The organism is Geomicrobium halophilum (genome assembly GCF_014207655.1).
GTDB classification, from domain to species: Bacteria; Bacillota; Bacilli; order Bacillales; family Marinococcaceae; genus Geomicrobium; species Geomicrobium halophilum.
Genome location: NZ_JACHHJ010000001.1, coordinates 1,075,546 through 1,099,026, shown reverse-complemented (window position 1 = coordinate 1,099,026; position 23,481 = coordinate 1,075,546). Strand labels below are relative to the sequence as shown.

Below are 23,481 nucleotides of genomic sequence, written 5' to 3'. Positions count from 1 at the left end.
GTTTTCCTCCTCGAATTTGTTTAACAACGCTATTGTACGCACAGATTTGAGGGTTTATGCTTTTTTCTTTGCCCAAAATTGATAGTAATCGGTTTTAATATTCCCGTTGAATAACTTTCTTTTCTTCGTGGCCTTTTGCCCGTAAAATTCCTCAAACTGTTCGTTCGCGGTGAGTACGTACACGGACCATCCTTGAAATTGTTTTTGCGAGACAAGCCCAAGTGTTTTGTACATTTTTTTTACTTTTTCCCGGTCTTCCAACCTGGTTCCGTATGGAGGGTTGCAAACGAGAACCCCTTGTTCCGCTAGTGGGTTGAGGTCTTTCACATCTTTCGTTTTCCATTCAATGTCGTCTACACCAGCCAATGCTGCATTATCAGCGGATAGTTTTGTCATGCGGGGGTCACGGTCGCATCCGTATACGGCAGGTTTAATGTCTTTGATAAGGTCACGTGCTTCTTCACGGGTCTGCTGCCATAATTCTTCGCTAACCAGCGGCCATTGTTCGGATACGAATCCTCGCTTTAACCCCGGGGCGATATTTTTAGCCATCATCGCTGCTTCAATCGGTATTGTTCCTGATCCACAGAAGGGGTCGAGAAATGGGGTGTCAAAACGCCAATTCGTAAGTTTAATCATGGCAGCAGCTAACGTTTCTTTAAGCGGCGCTTCACTGTGAAGACGACGATAGCCACGCTTATGTAAACCATCCCCCGTTGTATCAAGGGTGAGGGTCACTTCATCTTTTAGTAGAGCAACCTCGATTTTGAACAGAGGCCCATCTTCGTTAAACCAGGATTGATTATACGTCTGTTTCAACCGCTCCACGACAGCTTTCTTTACAATCTTTTGGCAATCAGGAACGCTGTATAACTGGGATTTCACCGAACGACCGACGACGGGGAATTCACCATATACAGGAATAAAATCTTCCCATGGTAATGCTTTTGTTGCTTCGAATAATTCATCAAAAGTGGTTGCCTTAAAACTTGTGATTTTAAGCTTGACACGGTCGGAAGTTCGTAACCAAAGGTTCGTGCGACAAAGTGCTTCGGCCTCTCCTTCGAAGGTGACCTTTCCGTTTTCAACGGTGGTTTCATACCCAAGTGCTTGAATTTCTTTAGCTACAAGACTTTCTAGTCCCATGGTAGCTGTTGCAATATATGTGTATGTTCCCATCAAGATATCTCCTGTCTCGAACTATAAATTAAATGTTAAAAAAACCCCGTATACGGGGTCCTTTCCAGAGGCTAGAAATCTTCTATAAGCCATGTTCTGTATCGCTGTGCTGCGGCTCTTCACCTTACATAGCGATGGCAATCATCTATCTGCGAAATCAATCGCCTTTCCCTTCCGTTTCCGTCGGGAAAGTGCCCCTACCATAGTTTGGGTTACTCGCTCGTGGGGTTTACCGCGTTCCACTCTACGTGTTTCCACGAAGACTTCGTCACTGTGGCACTTTCAGAAGGTGAACCCTATTCTTACGAACGTAGGTCTCCCTTGCGCCGTCAACTCAAAAAATCGAGCTGCCCTGACTTATCGTTTCGTCAGGCACGATCATTACAACCATTTCAGGTTGTGCGAGCATGGACTTTCCTCTCTGCTCTAAAGGAGCAGAGCGATTGCCCGAACATTTCTAGCATGTACGCAAGCTGTATTATAACGTGATTTTCACTTTTTTACAACTAGGTTATTCTTTTCGCTGATGAATGGCCTTTTTGGCCAATCGGTCAGCCTCCTTGTTTTTCCGTGTCGGAATCCAGGTCACAAAAAATAAATCAAAATCGGCACTCAGCAGTAAAATATCATTTAAAATCACCCGATAAGCCTGCCGTTTTACTTTCCCTTGATTTACAGCGTCAGCCACCAGTTGGGAATCAGTGAAAAAGCGTCCATGATGATACCTGAAGTGTCGAGCCCATGTCATTCCTTCATAGAGGGCGTGAAATTCTGCCTCATGAATATGGGTGTAATCGGAAGAAAGAATTTTTCGATCTACTTGGCCGTCGGGATGTTTCATAAAAAGGCCATACCCACATGTACCGGGGTCACCTTTACAGGCTGCATCAACATACATATGAACGACTGCATCCTGTGTCATTCCGATAATTTTTTCCCGAAGACTTCTTTTTCAAGATTGGAAATTCGTTTTAATATATCGTAGTTCGTGGATCCAGAAGATGTGGCTGTTGCCGGTGCTGAATTTTCAGCCGCGTCTCCATTCGTTGGTTCCGCCGTTTGTGAACGTTGAGTACGCTGACTTACCGTTGAGGAGGTTTGCATTTTCCGCAACTGTTCAACTTCCTTCTCCAACTTATTGATATGTTCTTGGAATAATTCATAGTCTTGTATAATTGTATCCAAGAATTGGTCGACTTCCTCTTTATTGTATCCTTTCATGCTCGTTTTGAATTCTTTATCAAGAATTTTTTTCGCCTCTAATTGAACGTTTGCTGGCATTACACACACCCCGCGCTAATAATCTCAAGTTTTATATATATTGTTTCAGAAGACGTATGAAATGTCAATTTGCTAAACGTGTAGTATCAAATGTATGAAGTAGATTAGTAAACCCGACAGATGGAATTTCTGCCGGGTGGAATGGAAGGTGGTGATCATTTACCAAGGACGCGGGAAGTTCCCAGGCATTTGTGGTGGGCAATGGTAGTGCTCCGTGTGAGTTTCTTCAACCATGTCACAACTATGAGGGTAACTGTGCACGTGATTACATTGATGATGATTTACGTGTGTTGTATGCGTTGGATGCACTTCCGGAACGATATATTCCTGTTTACTGTGCATGACATGACAATGTGGTGGGTGAACAATGGGTGGTAATACCTGAGGTCCTTGATGGCAAGGATTGCACTGATCATGATTCCAATGGTTGTTGTTGTCATTGTTGTTACAGTTGTTGGAGTTATTCCAATTGTTCCAATTATTATACCCCATAACACCAATTCCTCCTTTTTCTTTAGGGCTAATACTACCTTATGTGGAGACGGGGGCTAAGGTACTCGTTCAACCACCTATTTTTACATAGGCAGCCGACAGAATTGGCGACAATTGTTGAATGAAATGATCATCGCAAAAAAATTGGGGAAGGTTGCGCTTCCCCGGGAAATAATTAATGGAGGAATGGTGGTTAATTTTCAAGCTTACGTTCGAGTCGTTGCAGCCGGTGCTTCCATGCTTGGTGCTCAGCATCACTTACATTTTTTCTTTGTATGCGGTGTTGATATTTAAGGTGACTATATCCTTCTTTAGTATAGTGATTGGCCCGTACGTAGTCATTTTCCTGATGTTCATACCAGATGGCAAGGGCTTCAGCGGCCTGAGGAGCCCAATACCCTTGGCGTCTCCAAATGTTTTTAAAAAGTTCTAGGCTTTCTTGGTAGTGATGAATTTTTTTAAGAAGGCGTGCGCGTTCGTAAAGGGACCGTTCGTAATAATTACTTGATTCATCAACGGTGGCATATACCTGGTTTGCTCGATGTAGATGTTTTGTATCTCTCCACCAGCGGGCAACCTCATAGGCTTCCCCAGCATTCATACCACCGTTTAACATCCGCTCTGAAAGTTCAACATAAAGGGTGATGAGAGACAGAATATCCTGTTCGTTATGGTGGAAGACTCCTTGAACGTGAGCTGGATCCCCTTCGGTGAGAAAATCCTGATAAAGCATGGGAGCCAAATAACCTGGAGTATCTTCCTGGCGGGTAAATCCGAGAATTTCTCGTTCAACGTGCTTCAAGCGGCAAGAATCCAGTTCATGTTTGAACAAGCGCCGGGCTGCGTGTAAAAGATCGAAGTGCCCGAAAGCGGGCAGCGACGGCAATTCTTCACGCAACAACGTATGCCGCGTTTTTAATTGCGGCCAGTCAAAGGCTTTGCCATTATACGTCACAAGTGCGTGTAAAGAGGTTTTGTTCATTAAAAAATGATGGTAAAAAGCAATTTCATGTTCGGGCCCTGGTAAGAAAAATTGATCTACGATCATCTCATCTTCACATAGCTGCGCCGTTCCAATCATAAAAATCATATTTCCTGCGCCATGACTGAGCCCAGTTGTTTCGGTATCGAGGAAAATCAGATCTTCAGGGTCAATATTGTTACCAGGAGCAAGTGGGTGTTCCTCAATACCTGCTTCTTTCCAAGTATTAACCATCGTTCTTAATCTTTTAAAAGCATGGCCTCCATGGACGTAAGAAAGCGGATAACACCGTCTCTTTCGGAACGCATAGCTATCCTCAAAAAACAGCACCTCCCCTTCCATGTCCTTCCACATCATTTCAGGTTCTGTGTTCTGATTTGATACCTTTACTTCGGGTTGAGAACGATGCAGGTGCGGCTTGAGCCGCTGTAATTTTTTCTGAATATCCATCGATTACACATTCCTCATTCGGTTTTTGCTAACGATGATAACCACTGATAGACATCGAATTTGAGTCTTTGCTGCTCATTGAAACCAATACAAGACGGACAGCCGTCTCTACACGGACAATCCCGAATTAATTGCTGGCAGCGTTCGATGAGCTCGTCCATTCGTTTATACAACTGGGAAGCAAGGCCGATCCCGCCTGGATAATGATCATAGATAAAAATGGCTGGCATTTCGGAATGATCAGCTTTGATTTGTGTAGCAACATGAATGTCACTGCGGTCGCTCATCGTTAGAACTGCACCTAAATGGTGAATCACTTGGGAAAATGCTATCAGCATTTGTTCAAACCGTTGCTGCCCAAATTTTATAAGCCATTCTTCCTCGAAATTTATCCACGTTCCTGCAGTGTGAATTTCTTCTTGTGGCAAATGGATGGGTCCTGATCCGATATTTTCATAGGTCGAGAGTTTCATTTTTTTAAAAATGGAGGGCATAATTGTAACCGCTACATCCCCAAAACCGACATGATGGTGCTTATTTCGCTTAACTTCATCTTGTTCGATTACCTTTAACTTTACATTTAAGCTTGCATCGGTAAAATATTCAACATCCACCAGACGAACGAAAGCTTTCTTTTCTTCCCAGTCTAGCTTTTCAACCTGATATTGCAGACCTTGATGAAGATAGATCGCTTCTTCATGTAGAAGTGTCATCGCACTAAAACGATCCATTTCTCCGATCACTTTCGTATCTCCTGTCGTTGTGATATCAATGATGACAATATTTTCCTGTGACGCCGATCGTAAGCTGACATCATGCGCAGGAAACGCTTGACTCATCCAGTACCACGAGCCTTTACGTTTATGAACGATTCGCTCCTCAACTAAATAATCCATCAAATCTGTGATTTCAATACCGCCAAACGTGTCTTCTTCTTTAAAAGGGAGTTCGTAGGCTGCGCACTTTAAATGGTCCATTAAAATAAGCAAATTATTTGGTTCCACTCTTGCTTCTTCTACAGGTGACGACAAAATATAATCCGGGTGCTTCATGATATATTGGTCCATTGGCGTTGACCCGGCCACCATAATCACAAGTGATTCTCCTTGCCGACGGCCGGCACGACCGGCTTGCTGCCATAGACTCGAAACGGAGCCAGGGTAGCCAGTCATCATACAAACCTGAAGCTGACCAATATCCATACCTAGCTCAAGTGCGTTTGTACTGACAACACCTCGGACGGAACCTTCACGTAATCCCCGTTCAATGTCTCGCCGTTCATTCGGCAAGTAACCCCCTCGATAAGCTCGAATGGGAGATGAACCGTAGTCACCTTTGGTTAACGATTGTAAATCGTTGTAGATTACTTCCACGCGAACACGGCTCCGAGCAAAAACGATGACTTGCGTATTTGCCTTTAGAAATCTCTTTGCCAACGTACGGACTTCTTTTGAAGCGCTGCGGCGAACATTTAGGTTTTCATTTACAACGGGTGGGTTATAAAGCGCAAGATGTTTTTTCCCTTGAGGGGCCCCGTTATTATCAATGAGTGAAAATGGGCGCCCTGTTAACTGTTGAGCCAGTTCCTTTGGATTTTTAATTGTTGCGGAGGTTGTAATGAATTGGGGATTACTTCCATAATAATGAGCGAGACGTAAGAGCCTGCGAATGACGTTCGCTACATGACTTCCGAATACGCCTCGATATGTATGCAGCTCATCAATAACGATAAAACGCAACTTTTCAAATAACGACACCCACTTCGTATGGTGAGGCAGAATCGACGTGTGCAACATATCCGGGTTCGTCATCACGATATGGCCGGCCTGCCGAATTTTTTGACGGATGGCAGGGGCTGTATCACCATCATACGTGTAACTATTTATATTCAGGTGCGCTGATTCAATCCATTCCGCCATTTCATTCTTTTGATCTTGTGCAAGTGCTTTCGTAGGAAATAAATAGATGGCACGAGCCTCAGGATCTTCAGTAATTGCATTCAACACGGGAAGATTGTAACAAAGAGTCTTCCCAGAAGCTGTGGGCGTCACGGTAACAATGTTATTATCTGCTTCTATGGCATCATAAGCGGATCGTTGATGTGTATATAAAGCCTCTATCCCGCGTTTTTCAAGTGTATTGGCTAATTGATCGCTTAACGTGAAGGGCAGAGCGTCGTAACGGGCTTCTTTTTCAGGAAGCTCATACCAATGAGCAACATGTTCATCCTCTTTCAATATTTCTATTAAGCTTTGGAGGTCTTGTTTTTGATTCACAGCTCTCCCCCCCCCCCTTTTTTTTATATTATATCACACAGGAACGTTTGTACGTACATACTTTAACCTGCTTTTCTTGGTAAATGCTTTCCAGTCTTTTGACGGTGAAGGAAGGACTATGACACATCTCTTGAGTCATGTAAAAACAACTTCTACCCATCCTCGGACGCTGTTGATGAGCCAAAATCGTTTGGATGTAGCGATATCTGAAATGGTTAGGACTTTTTCTTGAATGATGTTTCTATCAAGTAAATGTTGGCGGTAAACCCCCGGGAGCAATCCTAGCGAAACAGGGGGGGTTACATATACGCCATCCCATTCCAAAACGATATTGCCAATGGTAAATTCCAACAGCTCATTGTTCTCATTATAGAGGAGAACGTCAAATGTTTTCTCTGAAGAAAAAGAACGTAGTTCCTCAAAAACTCCTCTAGCTGTCGTTTTGTGAAAGGAAAATGGTTCGTTAATACGGATGGGCTCTTTGGCCAACTCCACTGAAACAGGTTCTTGCAGCTCCTGAACGATCGATCCGTCTATCGAGAACCCTTGTACTGGATGGTATTGCAGGCGAACTTTATATTTTCCATATGGATGCTGTTTCGCATATGAATAAAGGAGTTCCTGCATTTTTTCGCTAGAAAAAGACCAATCCAAATCATTAGCGGATGCTTGAATGCGCTCCAAATGTAAAGATAGAAAAGGATAGTGACCTTCTTCGAGACGCAAACTTTCCAGTAAAGAAAAATCAGTATTTAATCCTGTGATAATTTGGCTCTTCAAGACAGCTTCTTCGTACTCCCCTTTTGCTGTTGAGTCCCAGGTTACACCACCACCTGTGCCATAGGTGATTTTTTCCTTTTCTGCATTAATAACAGCTGTACGGATGGCAACATTAAACACACAATCTCCTGTCGGCGTGATATAGCCTATGGACCCACAATAGACGCCGCGCGGTTCGTCTTCCATTAAAGTAATCTTTTCCATAGTCTTTTTCTTTGGGGCTCCTGTAATTGAACCGCAAGGAAATAAGGCACGAAATGTTTCAACAATGTCGACGTCTTTTTTGAGTTGCGCAGTGATTGTGGAAGTCATTTGCCATACTGTTGGATAAGGTTCAATCGCAAAAAGATCAGAGACAGTTACGCTTCCTGTAGCAGCGATCATCCCTAGGTCATTACGAAGCAGATCTACAATCATCACATTTTCAGCTCGATCTTTTTGAGACTCAAGAAGCCTTTGGAAATGTGTTTGGTCTTCTATATCTGTCTTTCCTCGCGCATATGTCCCCTTCATAGGCTTTGTTCGCAATTGATTTCCTTTACGTTCAAAGAACAGCTCTGGAGATACGGACAGGATTTGGTAGTCTCCGGTATTCAAGTAGGCGCTGTACATCCCTTGTTGCTTTTCCTTTAATTGTTCATACAAGGAGCGGGCATGGCCTAAAAAATTAGCCTTCATCCGCATCGTATAGTTGACTTGGTAGGTTTCTCCCTCGGCAATCGCCTGACGAATTCGTTCAATATTATTTTCATAATCAGCTGCATCTGTCGAAGATTCCCATTCAGCTAGCTTAAAAGCCTGCGGGATTTTATCGCTTTGTCTTGGCGAAGTATCGGGTGATTCAAAAATGCCAAACCAAACAAGCGGCATCTCTGCCCCAGTATGTACGGCAAGTTCTGGCCTCAACCCTTTCGCCGCCTCGTAAGAGAGATAGCCCACCGCATAGTACCCTTCGTTTACAGCGTGCTGAACCTTACGCATACATGCCTCTACTTCTTCCATTTGATCCGTTTGAATAATTGAATCTGGATTACGGAAATAAAGCGGAGAATCATAGCCAAAATCCATTTGTATATCTATAGGTTCGTGTTTTTTATTCATATCTCTCGTTTCATCCTTCATCTGTATTCTTCGCCTATTTTAATGGAAACAGAAAAGAAACGCTACCCACCGGCAGCGCTTCTTTATATGTGCGAAATATGGAGACTACATTTTTCATGCTTCTTTATCTAGTGGTTGTTCTCGTCCCCCTAGCCGTTCGGCAAACAATTTTTGAATCGTATTCTCATCTACTTTTTCTAGAAATGGCTTCGGAATTCCACATAGTTCGACCAATAGACGGATCATCTCTGCACGTGTCAAACGTTGCAATCAAATCCCCTCCTTCACCATGTTCTATGCTATGCATTGAAAGAAAGAAATATTCAATAACTAGAAGTTATTTTTTTAAAAATCACATCGAAGCTCCTCTTGTTCATGGTTGATTTCCATCCATGATTTTATGCCGGCGCAGCATGATCAACGTTTTCTTTATCATCTTTCACCGATTTTACAGGGTGAAGGAGCTTTTCCAACGTACCCATAATTAAGTCAGTGATAATGGCCATTAAGGCTGTTGGAATAGCCCCTGCCAGGATGATGGCTGTGCCATCTGTTACATTTGTCCCTCGAATGATGATGTCTCCCAAACCACCGGCTCCGAAGAAAGCTCCGATCGCGACGATTCCGATCGCGATAACGAGCGCATTACGAAGTCCTGCCATAATAACGGAAAGAGCGAGCGGTATTTCTACCATCCGTAACAGCTGTCCTTTTGTCATCCCCATGGCTTTACCCGAATCTAGCAACACTTGATCAACATTGACAATCCCCGTGTAGGTATTTTTGACGATGGGTAGAATCGAGTAAAAGAAGAGCGCTACGACAACGGTATTCGCACCTAAACCCATGGCAATCATAAAAATGGAGAGCATGGCCAGGTGTGGGATCGTTTGAATGATATTTGCAAGCTGGATTCCCCAATTGCTTAACCGACCAAATCGAGCAATCGTAATGCCTAATGGAATCGCTACAATGGCTGCAAATAATACCCCATACGCAGCCATAAGGAAATGACGGAAAAACTCTTGAGATATATAAGAAAAATTTTGCATGTAATACTGAATGACATCACTTAAGACTTCAAACAAAGGATCACCCCCGATTTAAAAGCTTCATGTTTACTCAAAATAGTTATTTTCTTCCAGGAAATTTTCAGCGACAGTGGCAGGTTCGCTTAATTCAGCATCTGCTTCATAGTTTAAAACTTGCATGTCTTCTGTACTAATTTGCCCTTCTAATTGACGGATCGCTTCTTCAACACCTGGATTTGCTTCCAAAACGTCATTGGTAGCGACTGCCGATGTATCGTACGGGGGGAAAAATTGTTGATCGTCTTCTAATAAGAAAAGATCATAAGCAGCAATTCTTCCATCCGAAGTATAGGCAAGCACGACATCCATGTTTCCACTGGCGAGTGCATCGTAAACAAGACCAATTTGCATTGGAGTAATGTGATCAAATTCAAATCCATAATGTTCTTGAAACGCAGGGTATCCGTCTCCTTCGCGAGTAAGCCAATTATTGTCAACTCCTACTTCGACTGTATCAGCCATCGCTTCTAAATCTGATACATTTTCAATTCCTTCTTCTTCAGCCAAGTCTTCACGAATGGTAAACGCGTAGGTGTTATCAAAACCGTAGGACGGGAACCAGGTTTGATCAAAACGGTCATCAAATTCTTCCATGAGGTGATCCAGAGCTTCATCTGGGTCCATGATTGGTTCTTCGTTAAGGGCACCAGCGATATCAGTGCCCGTATAACGGGTGGAAGAAATATTGATATCACCGTTCATCATAGCTTGGTGTACGACGATGGAAGTCCCCAGGTTATTAATAATTTCAACGTCCGCATCCGTATTTCTTTCGATCATGATCCGCAGCATATGGCCAATAATTTGTGATTCCGATGTGTCTTGGGTGCCGATCGTAACCGATTCATCTCCCCCACCACCACCTAATCCAGGAAGAGAACATCCGCTTATCATACTGACGCCCAGTAAAGCGGCCAAACAGCGATGCCTTATTTTTTTTGTAAGCATAAGCTTTCCTCCTTCTTAAGCGGCTGCTTTCAGACCATTCGGTGTCATTCCCTTTTCCATCTTTGAAAGGGTAAGCTCAAATAATAATGCCATGAGTGTGACAGGGATCGCCCCTGCAAAAATAAATTCAGGCTGATAGAGGTTCAAACCATTAAAAATAAAATCCCCAAGACCTCCACCCCCAATATAAGAAGCAAGCGTAGCCCAACCGACAAGGTAAACACTTGCAAGGCGGATTCCGGACATGATGACAGGGGTTGCGAGAGGCAGTTCAACGTGGCGTACGCGTTCCCATGCGCTCATTCCCATTCCTTTACCCGATTCGTTGAGGGCCGGGTCAACCCCGCGAATGCCTACGTAAGTATTGCGTAAAATCGGTAGTAGGGAATAGATAAATAAGGCAAAAATCGCTGGCCCTTGGCCGATTCCAAGAAATGGTATTACGAATGCTAAGATTGCCAAACTCGGAAAGGTTTGCATAATACTAACGATTCCTATAATGAATTGGCCGAATTTCCTTGGAACTTTGTTTAACAAAATCCCTAGAGGGACAGCTACAATAGTGCCAAGGAAGAGAGCACTCAATGTAATATAAAGGTGCTGCCATGTGAGGTAGATCATTTCCCCACCATGTACTTCTAAAAATTCTATTAAAGTGTTCATAGAACCGACTCCTCAACGGTGGCAGCGATCTGATCTTCTTTTCCAGGATCTTCATGGCCCCAAATCGAATCATACACAACATCTACGAGTGTGGCTCGAGTGAGGATACCAAGTAAGCGCATGTCATCATCAACAACAGGAACATAACTAGCACCAAGTTTCAAAATTCGACTGATTGAATCACGTAACCGGGCTTTTTTATGAACCGTATGGATTTTGGTGAGGTGGATATCTGCAATGGTTTTATTATTATTACGATTGGACTCAATCATTTCTATATCCACATACCCTTTCAAATAGCCTTCGCTGTCAGTAACCAATAAAGAGTCGACCCGCTTCTCACGCATCACCTGAATCGCTACGGATAAGGAAGCGGATTCATGGATAGTTACTGGATGTTTGTTCATCATATGTTCGACGGTTTCTACATTCGCGCGCATTTGTATAAGCCGCTCTTTGCCGATAAATTCTTCGACGAATTCATTGGCAGGTTCCGTTAATATTTCATCTGGAGTACCTATTTGTACAAGTTTACCGTCCTTTAAAATCAACATCCGGTCGGCGAGCTTAAGAGCTTCATCCATATCATGGGTAACAAACACGATCGTTTTCCCTAAACGTTGCTGCAAATCTTTAAACTCACCTTGTAATGTGTCACGCGTGATTGGGTCCAGCGCCCCAAAAGGCTCGTCCATTAATATCAGCGGTGGATCAGCTGCTAGTGCTCGAAGCACTCCAATCCTTTGCTGTTGTCCCCCGCTAAGTTCGTTCGGATAGCGTGTTAAGTATTCTTCCCCCATATCAACGAGCTTAAGTAATTCTTTTGCCCGTTCTTTTCTTTTTTCTTTTGACCATTTCAGTAACCTTGGCACAAGGGTGACATTCTCTTGAATCGTCATATGTGGGAATAAGCCAATTTGTTGGATGACATAACCGATATCTCTTCGTAATTGTACGGTATCTTGTAGATTTGAATCCTTATCATCAATACTAATGACCCCTTCGGTAGGATCAATAAGACGGTTGATCATTTTCATCGTCGTTGTTTTCCCACACCCACTGGGACCGATAAAGACAATAAATTCTCCCTTTTCCACTTCGAAAGAAAGATTTTGAACCGCATAGTGATTGCCACTATATATCTTTGATACGTTCTCAAATTTCAACAACGGCTATAACCTCCATGATTATGTTATGGCAACATTATTAGTATAGTGGATGTGTATTTTTAATTAAAATTGTGTATTAACTGAATTTCTCTGTTTAATGTATTTTATATAATCCATATAAAGATTATCGTATATATACGAACAATTGCTGCGAATATCGTCAACTTTTGTTGTTTTTTGTCGATTGTTGTGTATGAGACATGGATGAACAATGGTAAAATACCGATAAAAGTTGTACGCGTAGACGAATACGCGGTAGAATCATCTTGTTATCTCATTTGGATATTTGAAAGCAGGTGATCTCATTCGTGTATACATATGAAGAGGCAGTGAGGATAGACCGAAAAGATCCGCTATCGTCGTTTCGAGAAGAGTTCTATTATGATAAAGATACGATCTATCTTGACGGTAACTCTTTAGGTTTGCTCTCTCGAGGTGCGGAGGCAAATGTTTATGAGCTGTTGAACTCTTGGAAAAAATACGGCATTGACGGCTGGACATCAGGTAATCATCCTTGGTTTTATTTATCAGAACAATTAGGTAAAGCAAGTGCCCCGCTCGTTGGTGCTGAAAAGGATGAAGTTGTGGTTACCGGGTCGACTACTGTGAACTTGCATCAGCTGGTAGCAACGTTTTATAAACCTAAAGGCAAATGTACAAAAATTCTTGCGGATGAGCTAACTTTTCCCTCGGATATTTATGCATTGCAAAGTCAGTTAAAAATGCAAGGATATGATCCTTCGATCCACTTGAAACAAGTGAAAAGCCAAGATGGATTAACCTTGGATGAAACGGAAATTATCATGGAAATGGATGAAGAGGTTGCACTCATTGTTCTCCCTTCCGTATTGTATCGAAGCGGGCAAGTGCTAGATATGAAAGCGCTAACGATTGCTGCTCATGAACGGGGGATTCCTATCGGTTTTGATTTATGCCATTCGATCGGAGCTCTCCCCCATGAACTCTCCGAATGGGGGGTAGACTTTGCTTTTTGGTGCAATTATAAATATGTGAATGGCGGCCCGGGCAGTGTCGGGGGATTATACGTAAATGCTAAGCACTTCGGTAAGACGCCCGGGTTGTCTGGATGGTTTGGTTCGGACAAGAAGAAGCAATTTGACATGGAGCATGAACCAACGTTTGCAGGTGATGTTGGCGCTTACCAGATCGGTACACCCCATGTACTAAGTGCGGCTCCACTGCTTTCCAGTCTGGAAATGTTAAACCAGGCAGGTATTCAACATTTACGCGAGCGCTCTCTTCGCATGACTGACTATTTCATGACTTTGATCGATCATGAACTTACATCTTTTGGTTTGACCATCAGCAATCCGAGAGGTGAACAAGCGCGAGGCGGTCATTTATTTCTTGAACATCCTGAAGCTGTCCGTATTTGTAAAGCTTTAAAAGCGGAAGGCATCATTCCTGATCTGCGGCCTCCAAGCGGAATTCGCTTGGCTCCAGCTCCGTTGTACAATACGTTCGCAGAGATCTGGCAAACGGTACAAACGTTAAAAAAGATTATGGAAGAAAAGAGTTACGAGCAATATGAACGCGGACGGGGAGTCGTATCTTAACCCGAAATAAAGGAGGATCGTACTGATGACATATCATCAACACCTGAAAGCTTTTCGGAATGAAAAACAAATCGAGACTGATTTTCGTGAGAAAATGACTTACACGGATTACCTTGATCTGGAATCGATTTTATCAAGTCAGTATCGCTTATCCGATCACCATGATGAAATGTTATTTATCATCATTCATCAAGTCAGTGAACTCTGGATGAAACTGATTATCCATGAATTGGAAGCGGCCACGGCATCCATAGCGGAGCAGCAGTTGGCCCCCGCCTTTAAAATGCTGGCACGGGTTTCGAAAATTCAATCGCAAATTATTCACGGCTGGGACGTACTTTCCACGTTAACCCCCGCTGAATACATTAAATTTCGTGATTCTCTCGGGAAAGCATCGGGTTTTCAGTCCTATCAATACCGCCTGATAGAATTTGCACTCGGGTATAAGACAACCCATGCCCTAAAGATTTATGAACAAGAACCAGAGATCTATCATCTGCTTTCAAAAGCTTACTCATCCCCTAGTTTGTACGATGTATCTATTCAGGCACTGGCAAGGGCAGGGCTAGCGATCGACGAAGAAATTCTAAATAGAGACGTCCGTGAACCTTATAAGGAAAATAAAAGTGTAGAAGCTGCCTGGTTGGCGGTGTATAATGATGTCAATACATACTGGGAACTTTATGAGCTCGCGGAAAAGCTCGTTGATCTTGAAGATTGGTTTCAGCAATGGCGATTCCGTCATATGAAAACCGTGGAAAGAATCATCGGGAGTAAAGCAGGAACAGGTGGATCTTCAGGCGTTAATTATTTGAAAAAAGTTATCGATCAATACTTTTTCCCAGAACTTTGGTCGATACGGGCTAAAATTTAAAGTAGTGACTTACCTAAACGAAGGCAAATGAACAACAAAGAGGAGGAACACCTTCATGGACATACAAAAAATTGGGCCCATTGAAGTCATCAAGGGACAACGAAACAGTAAAGTGCCCTTTTCTACAAGTATCCTAGTGAAAGGCAATGAAGCAGATGGTCTCATTGATTGCGGGACGGGTGAAGAAGGTTTTTCATACCTGAATGACTATTACGACATTCAACATCTTCTTCTTACTCACTACCATATTGATCATGTATGGGGATCGATGTATTATCCAAATGCAAAAGTATTCGTCAACCGCATCGATGCACCGAAATTGAATAACCCTGAATGGTTAGCAAAAGCCATGGGGATACGAGCACTTATGGGTGAATCAGAGCTTGACAAGTGGCTGAACGCTAGCAACCAAGGACATTCTTACCAGGATGTGCTCGCGAGAGAAAAAGAAATCTATCCTTATGATGAAACGTTCACACTTGCAGGACGAAAAATCCAGATGCTTCATGCACCTGGACATTGTGAAGGGTTTTGCTGCCCCTACTTTCCGGAAGAGGGCGTTTTGGTTGTTGGAGACTATGATTTAACTTCCTTTGGCCCTTGGTACAACAACGCGGACTCTGACATCGATCAATTGATCACGTCAGGTGAAATGACCTTAAACATCGATGCGGATTATTATGTAACTTCTCATCATAAAGGTATATTTTCACGTAAGGAGTACGAAATTGCCCTCGACAACTATTTAGCAATTGTTGAAAAACGTGAACGAAAAATCATTCAATTATTCAAGGAAGGGACAGCGATTGGAGATTTGATCCATCGTGAAGTGTTTTACTTAAATCGAAATATTGCTGCTGATCCAAACTTTTTACGTTTTGAGATCATGGGCATTGCCAAGCATTTAAAAAGACTAGCAAAACAAAATCCATATTACGAAGATCATTATCAATCGTTTATTTCCTATCATATGGCTGATCCCAAGTACAGTGAGTTTTTTATAGAGGCAACGACGATCTAGCCGCTGGCCTCTGCAATCACTTGTAAAAATGCTTCTCCATAAACCGTATATTTATGTTCACCTACGCCTTTTATCGCAAGCATTTCTGATTTTGTCACTGGTTTATGACTAGACATTTCTTTTAAGGTTTGATCAGAAAACACCATATAAGGAGCTACTTGATGTTCCTTTGCGAGTGCAGTGCGGAGTTCACGCATACGGTTAAAGAGGGGGTCATCGCTTGCTACCTGGGTTTTAGCGGCGGCTGCTTCTTTTTTCATCACTTTTGTCTCTCCCTTGAGGGCCGCAACCGCTTTTTCCCCTAATTGCAAGACAGGATACTGTCCTTGGGTTAAGGTTAAATAATGATGCGCGGTTAAAAAATCAATAAAGGCTGCAACTCTCTTTTGAGATTCTCCTTTCAAAATGCCGTACGTAGATAGTTGATGAAAACGAAGATCTTTAATCTTTTGATTACTGGATCCTGTAAGAACCTGGGTAACGAGCGTTTTCCCAAATTTCTCTTTCATCCTTTTCACACATGAAAACACCATTTGAGCCTCTTTCGTGACATCGATCACTTCCCGGTCATCGGTACAATGTAAACAACGTTTGCAATCCTTCGGGTTGGATTCACCGAAATATTCGAGAATATACGCTTGCAAACAAGATTCGGTGTGACAATAATTAACCATCTCACGAAGTTTACGGAATTCATGCGCCTTTCTTCTTTCATTGAGCTGGGATTGCTCAAGTAAATATTGCTGGATTTGGATGTCTTGCGGGGAGAATAAAAGGATACAAGCGCTCTCTTCTCCATCGCGGCCGGCTCTGCCTGCTTCCTGATAGTAAGCTTCCATTGTTCGCGGGATTTGGGCGTGGATCACGTAACGAACGTTTGACTTATTGATCCCCATCCCGAAAGCATTTGTGGCAACCATGACCCTCACTTCATCGTAAACAAAACGTTCTTGGCTATGGGCGCGGGCTTGAGCATCCATCCCCCCGTGGTATTGCCCGGCATCGATTCCTTTGGCCTTTAGCTTCGCCGTGATCCGTTCCACTTCTTTTCGGGTCGTCGCGTAGATAATACCGGCCTCGTTTTGGTTTTTTTGAACATAATCGGTTAAATAAGCTGTCTGATCCTGTCCTTTTATCACAGAGAACGTAAGATTCTCACGTGCAAAGCCTGTTTTAACCATATTTTCTGTTGGAATCCCAAGCGTCTGACAAACGTCTTCAGCAACCGTTGGGGTAGCCGTTGCCGTTAAGGCTAATACGGATGGTTCCGATTGTAGTTGTTGGATGAAATGGGGAATATCCAGGTAGCTGGGGCGAAAATCGTGCCCCCAATGGGATAAACAATGGGCTTCATCGATCGCGATAAGGGCTATATCTAGTGATTGAATCCGTGATAAAAAATGAGGGGCAGCCAGCCGTTCAGGAGCTAAATAAAGCAAACGAAACTCTCCGTGTTGCACAGCTTTTAGCCGGCTTATGGTTTCTTCATACGTAAGTGAACTATTTATGTATGTCGCTGAAATCCCAAGTTCCTGAATTTCATCAACTTGATCTTTCATTAAAGAAATCAAAGGAGAAATGACAATCGTCAAACCATTCAAAAGTAATGAAGGCAATTGATAGCAAACGGACTTACCCCCGCCCGTCGGCATAATGCCCATTGTGTGTTTTCCATCTAATATCGAGGTCACGAGCGCTTCCTGCCCTGGTCGAAACGAATCATAACCGTAATAAGTATGGAGCAGTTGGCGCGCCTGATCTATCATACGAAGGTTCCTCCTCGAAAGGGTGCGATTAAATGTATCTACCATCTAATCATAGCGAGAGAAACTTTTCTGTGCAAGGTAAAAATATCGTTATAACTGGTGCTAATTCAGGTATTGGAAAAGAAACCGCGGAAGTATTAGCTGCAAGAGGTGCACATGTGACGATGGCAAGCCGAGATATCAGACGTGGCGAAGAAGCGAGGACAGATATCCTTACCCGTATTCCATACGCAAACATCGATGTTCATTGTTGCCACCTTGCCTCTCTTGAAAGCATTCAAACATTTATTCAAGCCTTTAAAGCAAAGCACGATAAACTTTACGCCTTAATTAATAACGCTGGTGTGGTCACGGTAAAACGGGAAACGACCGAAGACGGATTTGAAATGATGCTCGGTGTTAATCATCTTGGGCACTTTTATTTAACAACACAGCTTCTCCCCTTGCTTGAACGAACGGAGGAAGCCCGGATTATCACCCTTGCTTCTGGAGCTTACAAATCCGGACGTATTCACTTTTCTGATCCCCACTTAGAGAAAAATTTCGGCATTTGGAAAGGGTACACGCAATCAAAATTCGCAAACGTCTTGTTCACGGTTGAGCTTGCGCAGCGCTTGAAAACGAATTTTCTCAATGTGGTAAGCGTTCACCCCGGTGCTGTCAGTACACAATTAGGTGTTCACCGGGAAACTGGTTTTGGAAAACAAATCCATGCTGTATTACGCCCCCTCTTTCAAAATGCCCGAGAAGGCGCAGAAACAAGTATTCATTTAGCCTCCTCACGGGAACTAGTCAATGGTGGTTACTATTACAAGAAGAAGCGGCAAGACTTAAAATCAAGAGCCTTGAATACGCAACTTGCTAAAGATTTTTGGGAATGGAGTGAAAGGGAGATTGCGAGTAGAGGTTTTTGAAACTTTGGTTATTGATTCCGCTTTTGAACCACATTCTTCCAGTTCCAAGTCTTTTTGTACAAGGATACAAGGGACACCAGGCTTTTTCGTTAATCAACTGAGTAATCAAGTTTTCTGTCAATTAATGCTGGCACAATAGGATTTGGGAAGTCCTCGGTCCAGACGTTTTCATAACTGTTATAGACCGGAATGAAATCTTTCGTCATCTCGCTGATATTTTGCACATCTTCTTCTGTAAACAATCGCTGTAACGAAGCTTGTTAATTCATCTATAAAATAAAACCGCTTCCGTAATGGAGCGGTTTTCAATTTTGGATGGTAAGGCGGCTGCCAGTACCTTCAGGCGTAGGTGCTTCAACGAGCAAGCGCTTGTGCAAACGTTCTTGTAATTCAGGTACATGACTGATTACCCCGACGGCGAGATATTCCGTTTGAAGCTGTTCCAGTGAGGTAACAACGGTATCAAGCGTTTCCCCGTCCAGCGTTCCAAATCCTTCATCAAGGAAAAAGAATTCTAATGGATATTGCCCTTTCAATTGAATGGAGGCAGAAAGAGAGAGGGCTAATGCGAGTGACGTTAAAAACGTTTCTCCTCCTGACAGCGTAGAGGGTGGACGTTTCTCTCCTCCGTTAAAATAATCAGCGATTAAAAAACCACCATTTGAATCGAGGGCGAGAGCGTATCTCCCTTGGGTAAGAGTATGCAGGCGTTCCGAAGCACTGCGAGTGACTTGGACGAGATGTTCCTCAGCGATAAACTCCACGAAAGCTTTCCCACGAAAAACGCGTTCCAATTCTTTGTAGTGACCAATCTGGGTGGCGAGCTCTTGTCTATTTTCTTCAAGTGTTTGATATCGGTGGTGTTTTTCTTTGAGTTCCTCCCATTTAGAACGGGCAACGCTTCGTTCCTCCTTGAGTTGGTCAACTCGATCCTGTTTTTGTTGAAATGATTCATGGAGGGTTTGCCATTCTTCATCGGTAATTGATTTGCCATCCAGATTTTTTTCTACTTCGGTTAAACGGTACCTTGTATTGGATAAGTGTGTTTCAAAATCCGTGGTTTCTTCTTCATATCGTTTTCTTTCTTTCTCTGTTAAGCAACATTTCTTGATATCCTCACTCGTGATCTCAGTATGATCACTCTTCGTAATTAGATGAGTGACTTCATGATACGCTTCACTATTTTGCTGTTGCTTCCAACGCTCCATGGCCTGTTCATGTTGATGAATGGCTGTTGTTCGTTGTTTCTCAACTGCTGATTGCTCTTGTTCAGCTTTCTGGAGCTGAGCGGCTGCGTTTTGAAACGTTTCTTCGGCCCTTTTCTCTTCTTTTTGCATCGTTTGCAACGTATCCTCAGCTTCTCTCAAGGCCTTTGTTGCAGATTCAAATTCCCCAAGCATTTGACCAAGCTTTTCCTGTTCCTGTCTTTGCTGTTGTTCATGTTGCTTGCGCTCTGTTTGTTTTTGAACAAGCTGCATTTGTATATTCGCTTGCCGTGATTCTGCTTCTTTCATATTTTCGCGTAAGGATTCAAGTTTATTTTGATGATCACGGACTTCTGCACGTAGTGACTGCAGTTGTTCTTGCTCATGTTGTGCCATTTCCCAAGCTTTATGAATGTTGTCTAATGACTGATCAGGGAATGCTTCGTACCATTCTTTTTCTATCGTTTGATACACTTCTTTCTGCCTTGTTTTTCGTGCATCTGCTTCTTCATAATGTAATTTCGTTTGTTCGTAACGTATCTCGTCTTCTTTCACCCGTGAATGATGTTGCTGAAATTTTTCAAGCTGTCGGTTTGTATCCTCCAAGAGCGAATCCAATGATCTTGTTTTTGCATCGAGTTGACGGATGAACCGTTGGACACGTTGTTGTAACATACCCGGTGCTTCACTTCTTAGTAACGGGTGGGATGGGCCTGTTTTCTCATTTGTTTCCGGTAAACCCAGTGCAGTGGCATCTGTGTCAAGAAACATAGATATTTGTGCAGATACCTGATCAAGCTTCCAAAGATACTGTTCAATCCTTAGGTCCGTTTGCAGGTGATCATAGGTTTCTCGTAGTGATTCATCATCTGTGTCTCCCTCAAGAGCAGAGGGGTCTTCTGGATATGGGTGATGATCAGAACCGCATACCGGACAAGCTTTTCCATCTTCCAACTGGGCTGCAAGTGTCCGAATGATCTCTGCATGATGGGTATTAATTCGATTTGATGTCATTTCTTTAATAATTTGGATGAGTGAATGTTGTTCCCGACTTGCTTCGCTTAAATCAAAATACCAACGGGTAAGGTTCGCCTGCGAGGCTTGCAGTTTTTCTTTGAATTGTTCAACTTTTTCCTTTTCCTCGTGCATTTGCCTTTCCTGTTGTTGCATATTCTCGATGGCCTTCTGTTCAGAAGCCTGCTCCTCCCCCAGCCTTTTGGCTTGCTCGTTTAAAGCTGTTGCTTTTTCATAAGCCTGTCGTATTTTTTCGTGTGTTGGCTGCTTTTGATCAAGTGTTGAAACCTTATTTTCTTTTTCCTGCAAGACTTGCTTGGCTGCAGCTTCTTCTTCTTTTGCGTGTGCAAGTTGATCGTTTGCAGCTCGTTGTTGTTTACGTAATGCTTCTTCGTTTTTACGTTCACGCTCGAGTTGGTTTTCGGAAGTTTGTAATTGCACTTCTATCGTTTTCGCTTCTTCGAGCTGCGAAATACGTACCGTAAGTTGCGGTTCCTCTACTTGGCGTTTTTCTCGTGCAGATGTAAAGATTTGTTTAGCATTGCGTTCTTCTTTTGCACATTTTTCAACTTTATTTTTATTAGCTGCGAATGCCTCTTCGGCTTCGCTCCTTGCCTGTTCTGTGCGGTCTTTTTCTTCAATATAGGGAAGGAGCCGACTTGCTGAATTACTCAGATGGAGCGCTTGCAATCGTCCTTCATGGGCCGGACGTTCTCTGTCTAAATTGTGGAGCTCATCCAGGAGTTCTTTATGAAACTGTTGTTGTTTTCGCGTTTCTTTGGCTTCCTGGAAGCGTCTTTCGAGTTCTTCCTTTACCTCGGTCTCCTTATGTAGCTCGTTTTCTATCTGTACGACGGCTTGCTTGGCATTCGATAATGCTTCTTTAGAAGCATCGCCAAGACCGGTCTGTTCTCCTTCAATCTCACCCTTCCTAGCGGACACATGCGTGAGATTTGTTTTTATTTTTTCGTTTAGCTCGTCGCCGTACTTGTGTAAATCAAATAGTCGCTGCAGCATTTCACTTCTTTCGGTCCCTTTTAGGCTGAGAAACTCGGAAAACTTGTTTTGAGGAAGAACAACCGTGCGCGTAAAATCATCCAGTTTCAAACCTAACATTTTTTCAATGTGATGATTCATATCTCCAGTTTTTTCGGCGAGAACAACTGGTTCATTCGTCGTCTCAATAAAACGCGAACGCGTCGTTTTCAACTGGTTCTCTTTTCGTTTTGCCCGTCTTTCTGCTGTAAATGATCGATGCCCCAATCGGAATGAAAAAGAGACAGCAACTTCTGATTCTGATTGATTAATCATACTTACACTTGCTGCACCCGATCGGCTGATCCGCCCGAAAAGCGCGAATGTCATGGCATCAAGAATCGAGGATTTCCCGCTCCCTGTAGGGCCAAATATTCCAAATACCCCGCCAGAACACAGACGATTAAAATCAATTGTCTGTGATTCTCGAAAACTATGCAAGCCACGGATGTTTAACGTCAATGGTCTCAAGTTGGATTCACCTCCTCTTTTTCTTCTTCCAGAAGCTCTAATAATAATTTGGTAAGTTCAGGGTCAGGCGTTGCTCCGCCCGTTTTCTTCTCATAAAATTGCCGAAACAATTCTTCTACCGGTAAATCCCTGCGCGTTTCCACCTCTTTGAATTCTTCATGCGGCAAAATGGTACGGATGGTAACGATCCCCGGATGAGCACGGCGAATAGCCTGAATTTCATTTGGCTTTAATGTGCGCTCGCTGTGTATGGAAAGCTCAATCCACTCATCCGTTCCTCGTCCTTTCTCTAACCATTGATAGACTTGAGAGAGACCATCAATTGCTTTCCAACGAGTAAGGTTTTTCCCGCTTGATAGCGGTACTTCTGTAATGTTTGCTTCTTCACCAGGGTGGGCTTCAATGATCGTAACGGACTTTGTGACTCCTGTTTCGTTAAATGAAAAGGCTAGTGGAGAGCCGGCATAACGGGCTGGTGTTTTTGTTTGCTTTACCCACTGAGGGCGATGCAAATGGCCCAAAGCCGTGTAGGCGGCATTTTCAGGAATACTGCTTGGTCGCACGGTATATGCTCCCCCCACTTCTATGGGCCGTTCTGAATCAGAAGCAGCACCTCCGGCCATAAAGACATGACTCATTGCCATGTTCACATTATCATCAGTAAACCCATCGCTTAACTGTTGGAATAAATGAGCAATACGGGCATCATATTCTGCTTGATAAGCATGATCATCTCCTGAAAATACGTCAGTGCCGGAAAAACTTTCTTTTAATCTCGATTCTGATGGATAAGGAAGTGCGGCAACATGTAAATGCGTATTTACACGGGTAATAGGCACTTTAACACTGGTCGTTTGCGGCAATCCAATAAGGTGAATTTGTTGATCCTGGACAAGGGGGAGAGCAGCAGATAAACGTTCGGGCTGGTCATGGTTGCCGGCAATAGCGACAATTGGACGGTTCCCCTGATCCGAAAGGCGGCTCATACTTTCATAGTATAAACGTTCTGCATTTGCGGGAGGGTTTGTACTATCAAAAATATCCCCAGCAATGAGAACAGCATCAATATCATATTCATCAACGATCTCGACAAGTTCATCAATAAATGCCTCATGCTCCGGCATTCGGTCCCTTCCTTCTAATGTTCGTCCTAAATGCCAATCCGCTGTGTGTAAAATGCGCATTATAACCT

Annotated in this window: 19 protein-coding genes and 1 other RNA gene; 4 read left to right on the top strand and 16 right to left on the bottom strand. The window is 43.2% G+C overall.

Annotated elements, in window-relative coordinates; all coding sequences use genetic code 11:
• Window positions 1-54: 54 nt before the first annotated feature.
• From HNR44_RS05420 to HNR44_RS05360, 13 genes are all read right to left on the bottom strand, one after another.
• On the bottom strand, window positions 55-1,179 hold the full coding sequence (locus HNR44_RS05420; protein ID WP_184403060.1) for a THUMP domain-containing class I SAM-dependent RNA methyltransferase: 1,125 nt from the start codon (window positions 1,177-1,179) through the stop codon (window positions 55-57).
• Between the two features lie 80 nt (window positions 1,180-1,259).
• Window positions 1,260-1,634, bottom strand: an RNA gene (gene rnpB, locus HNR44_RS05415) — RNase P RNA component class B.
• A 56-nt stretch (window positions 1,635-1,690) separates the two neighbouring features.
• On the bottom strand, window positions 1,691-2,101 hold the full coding sequence (locus HNR44_RS05410) for a ribonuclease HI family protein (protein WP_184403059.1): 411 nt from the start codon (window positions 2,099-2,101) through the stop codon (window positions 1,691-1,693).
• Window positions 2,098-2,460, bottom strand: coding sequence for a cell division regulator GpsB (gene gpsB, locus HNR44_RS05405; RefSeq protein ID WP_184403058.1), 363 nt, complete (start codon window positions 2,458-2,460; stop codon window positions 2,098-2,100). Before gpsB ends, HNR44_RS05410 begins: the two co-directional genes overlap by 4 nt.
• A gap of 159 nt (window positions 2,461-2,619) precedes the next feature.
• Window positions 2,620-2,952, bottom strand: coding sequence for a CotD family spore coat protein (locus HNR44_RS05400; protein WP_184403057.1), 333 nt, complete (start codon window positions 2,950-2,952; stop codon window positions 2,620-2,622).
• Between the two features lie 193 nt (window positions 2,953-3,145).
• The gene (locus tag HNR44_RS05395; protein ID WP_184403056.1) at window positions 3,146-4,384 is read right to left on the bottom strand and encodes a ribonuclease H-like domain-containing protein; all 1,239 of its coding nucleotides are present in this window, start codon (window positions 4,382-4,384) and stop codon (window positions 3,146-3,148) included.
• Window positions 4,385-4,398: 14 nt separating this feature from the next.
• Window positions 4,399-6,660, bottom strand: coding sequence for a DEAD/DEAH box helicase (locus tag HNR44_RS05390; RefSeq protein ID WP_184403055.1), 2,262 nt, complete (start codon window positions 6,658-6,660; stop codon window positions 4,399-4,401).
• Between the two features lie 135 nt (window positions 6,661-6,795).
• A complete protein-coding gene (gene pabB, locus HNR44_RS05385) occupies window positions 6,796-8,541 on the bottom strand; it encodes an aminodeoxychorismate synthase component I (RefSeq protein WP_184403054.1) in 1,746 nt (581 codons plus the stop codon).
• A 114-nt stretch (window positions 8,542-8,655) separates the two neighbouring features.
• Window positions 8,656-8,811 (bottom strand): hypothetical protein, encoded by a 156-nt coding sequence (locus HNR44_RS05380; RefSeq protein ID WP_184403053.1) that lies wholly within the window; start codon window positions 8,809-8,811, stop codon window positions 8,656-8,658.
• 128 nt (window positions 8,812-8,939) lie between these two features.
• On the bottom strand, window positions 8,940-9,593 hold the full coding sequence (locus HNR44_RS05375; RefSeq protein WP_184403573.1) for an ABC transporter permease: 654 nt from the start codon (window positions 9,591-9,593) through the stop codon (window positions 8,940-8,942).
• A 66-nt stretch (window positions 9,594-9,659) separates the two neighbouring features.
• Window positions 9,660-10,580 carry an osmoprotectant ABC transporter substrate-binding protein gene (locus HNR44_RS05370; RefSeq protein WP_184403052.1) on the bottom strand — a complete coding sequence of 307 codons (921 nt, stop codon included), beginning with the start codon at window positions 10,578-10,580 and terminating at the stop codon, window positions 9,660-9,662.
• Between the two features lie 15 nt (window positions 10,581-10,595).
• Window positions 10,596-11,243, bottom strand: a complete 648-nt coding sequence (locus HNR44_RS05365) for an ABC transporter permease (RefSeq protein WP_184403051.1) — start codon at window positions 11,241-11,243, stop codon at window positions 10,596-10,598.
• A complete protein-coding gene (locus tag HNR44_RS05360) occupies window positions 11,240-12,412 on the bottom strand; it encodes a betaine/proline/choline family ABC transporter ATP-binding protein (protein WP_184403050.1) in 1,173 nt (390 codons plus the stop codon). Before HNR44_RS05360 ends, HNR44_RS05365 begins: the two co-directional genes overlap by 4 nt.
• A 299-nt stretch (window positions 12,413-12,711) precedes the next feature.
• Here HNR44_RS05360 and kynU point away from each other — a divergent pair, with 299 nt between their 5' ends.
• From kynU to HNR44_RS05345, 3 genes are read left to right on the top strand one after another with little or no spacing between them, the layout of a single operon-like run.
• Entirely contained in the window at window positions 12,712-13,989 is a 1,278-nt protein-coding gene (kynU, locus tag HNR44_RS05355) for a kynureninase (RefSeq protein ID WP_184403572.1), read from the top strand.
• A gap of 25 nt (window positions 13,990-14,014) precedes the next feature.
• Window positions 14,015-14,863: a tryptophan 2,3-dioxygenase gene (kynA, locus tag HNR44_RS05350; protein ID WP_184403049.1), complete on the top strand. Its 849-nt coding sequence runs from the start codon at window positions 14,015-14,017 to the stop codon at window positions 14,861-14,863.
• A gap of 55 nt (window positions 14,864-14,918) precedes the next feature.
• A complete protein-coding gene (locus HNR44_RS05345) occupies window positions 14,919-15,884 on the top strand; it encodes an MBL fold metallo-hydrolase (protein ID WP_184403048.1) in 966 nt (321 codons plus the stop codon).
• On the opposite strand, the gene recQ is transcribed toward HNR44_RS05345, so the two are convergent.
• Window positions 15,881-17,650: a DNA helicase RecQ gene (gene recQ / locus HNR44_RS05340; protein WP_184403047.1), complete on the bottom strand. Its 1,770-nt coding sequence runs from the start codon at window positions 17,648-17,650 to the stop codon at window positions 15,881-15,883. The two genes, HNR44_RS05345 and recQ, sit on opposite strands and share 4 nt — an antisense overlap.
• Before the next feature lie 32 nt (window positions 17,651-17,682).
• On the opposite strand from recQ, the gene HNR44_RS05335 reads away from it, so the two are divergent.
• Window positions 17,683-18,564 (top strand): SDR family oxidoreductase, encoded by an 882-nt coding sequence (locus tag HNR44_RS05335; protein WP_184403046.1) that lies wholly within the window; start codon window positions 17,683-17,685, stop codon window positions 18,562-18,564.
• Window positions 18,565-18,869: 305 nt separating this feature from the next.
• Here the strand turns inward: HNR44_RS05335 and HNR44_RS05330 are convergent, their stop codons facing one another.
• Window positions 18,870-22,289, bottom strand: a complete 3,420-nt coding sequence (locus HNR44_RS05330; RefSeq protein ID WP_184403045.1) for an AAA family ATPase — start codon at window positions 22,287-22,289, stop codon at window positions 18,870-18,872.
• Window positions 22,286-23,473, bottom strand: coding sequence for an exonuclease SbcCD subunit D (locus HNR44_RS05325; protein WP_184403044.1), 1,188 nt, complete (start codon window positions 23,471-23,473; stop codon window positions 22,286-22,288). Before HNR44_RS05325 ends, HNR44_RS05330 begins: the two co-directional genes overlap by 4 nt.
• Window positions 23,474-23,481 lie beyond the last annotated feature (8 nt).

Bases quoted from the DNA above. Each gene is read 5' to 3' on its own strand.
- recQ (WP_184403047.1), bottom strand. From the start codon at position 17,650: ATGATAGATCAGGCGCGCCAACTGCTCCATACTTATTACGGTTATGAT.
- kynA (WP_184403049.1), top strand. From the start codon at position 14,015: ATGACATATCATCAACACCTGAAAGCTTTTCGGAATGAAAAACAAATC.
- HNR44_RS05365 (WP_184403051.1), bottom strand. From the start codon at position 11,243: ATGAACACTTTAATAGAATTTTTAGAAGTACATGGTGGGGAAATGATC.
- HNR44_RS05335 (WP_184403046.1), top strand. From the start codon at position 17,683: ATGTATCTACCATCTAATCATAGCGAGAGAAACTTTTCTGTGCAAGGT.
- HNR44_RS05400 (WP_184403057.1), bottom strand. From the start codon at position 2,952: ATGGGGTATAATAATTGGAACAATTGGAATAACTCCAACAACTGTAAC.
- gpsB (WP_184403058.1), bottom strand. From the start codon at position 2,460: ATGCCAGCAAACGTTCAATTAGAGGCGAAAAAAATTCTTGATAAAGAA.
- HNR44_RS05370 (WP_184403052.1), bottom strand. From the start codon at position 10,580: ATGCTTACAAAAAAAATAAGGCATCGCTGTTTGGCCGCTTTACTGGGC.
- HNR44_RS05420 (WP_184403060.1), bottom strand. From the start codon at position 1,179: ATGGGAACATACACATATATTGCAACAGCTACCATGGGACTAGAAAGT.
- HNR44_RS05325 (WP_184403044.1), bottom strand. From the start codon at position 23,473: ATGCGCATTTTACACACAGCGGATTGGCATTTAGGACGAACATTAGAA.
- HNR44_RS05410 (WP_184403059.1), bottom strand. From the start codon at position 2,101: ATGACACAGGATGCAGTCGTTCATATGTATGTTGATGCAGCCTGTAAA.
- pabB (WP_184403054.1), bottom strand. From the start codon at position 8,541: ATGAATAAAAAACACGAACCTATAGATATACAAATGGATTTTGGCTAT.
- HNR44_RS05375 (WP_184403573.1), bottom strand. From the start codon at position 9,593: ATGCAAAATTTTTCTTATATATCTCAAGAGTTTTTCCGTCATTTCCTT.
- HNR44_RS05395 (WP_184403056.1), bottom strand. From the start codon at position 4,384: ATGGATATTCAGAAAAAATTACAGCGGCTCAAGCCGCACCTGCATCGT.
- HNR44_RS05345 (WP_184403048.1), top strand. From the start codon at position 14,919: ATGGACATACAAAAAATTGGGCCCATTGAAGTCATCAAGGGACAACGA.